The organism is Mesorhizobium sp. M7A.F.Ca.ET.027.03.2.1, assembly GCF_003999175.1.
In the GTDB taxonomy this organism is placed as follows: domain Bacteria; phylum Pseudomonadota; class Alphaproteobacteria; order Rhizobiales; family Rhizobiaceae; genus Mesorhizobium.
The window spans coordinates 1-730 of record NZ_RZOM01001684.1; the positions used below are offsets into that span (position 1 = coordinate 1).

At 60.5% G+C, this 730-nt stretch carries 2 protein-coding genes; both read left to right on the top strand.

Going from position 1 to position 730, the window contains the following annotated elements; all coding sequences use genetic code 11:
• Positions 1-539 (top strand): thiamine phosphate synthase (locus EN750_RS37350; protein ID WP_127399479.1); only part of this gene is annotated, 539 nt, incomplete at its 5' end.
• Positions 530-730, top strand: a 201-nt coding sequence (locus EN750_RS37355; protein ID WP_189526828.1) for a bifunctional hydroxymethylpyrimidine kinase/phosphomethylpyrimidine kinase, incomplete at its 3' end; no start/stop codon positions are given. The genes EN750_RS37350 and EN750_RS37355, both read left to right, overlap by 10 nt.

Below are 730 nucleotides of genomic sequence, written 5' to 3' on the forward strand. Positions count from 1 at the left end.
GCGTGAAGCTGGTGCAGCTTCGCATCAAGACCATGGACGAAACCGGGCTGCGCGCGGAGATCCGCAAGTCGAAGGCCTTGTGTGTCCAATACAAAAGCCAGCTCATCGTCAACGATCATTGGCGCCTGGTAATCGAGGAGGGCTGCGATTTCGTGCATCTCGGCCAGGAGGATCTGCAAACCGCTGACCTCTCGAGGATACGGTCAGCCGGTGTCAGGCTCGGGTTGAGCACGCATGATCATGTCGAGCTGGAAACGGCCATGTTTGCTGAACCCGACTATGTCGCGCTCGGTCCAATCTATCCCACCATCTTGAAGAAAATGAAGTGGGCACCGCAAGGGCTAGAGCGGATCAGCGAGTGGAAGCGGCGGGTGGCGCGGATACCATTGGTCGCCATCGGCGGCCTCAACCCGGACCGCCTCGACGGCGTCTTTGAGGCCGGCGCCAACAGCGCCGCAGTGGTCACGGACATCACGTTGAACTCCGACCCCGAAGCGCGCACGCGAGAATGGATCGAAAAGACGGACCGATGGCGATGAGACGAGAACCGCATGTGCTTGTCGTTGGCGGGTCCGACTCCAGCGGCGGAGCCGGAATTGCGCGTGACATCGAGACGATCTCTGCCATTGGCGTGCGCACCTGTCTCGCCGTCACAGCGCTAACGGTGCAAACGCACGACGCAGTGATCGAAATCCATCATTCGCCACCCAGCCTGGTGGCCAATCAGATG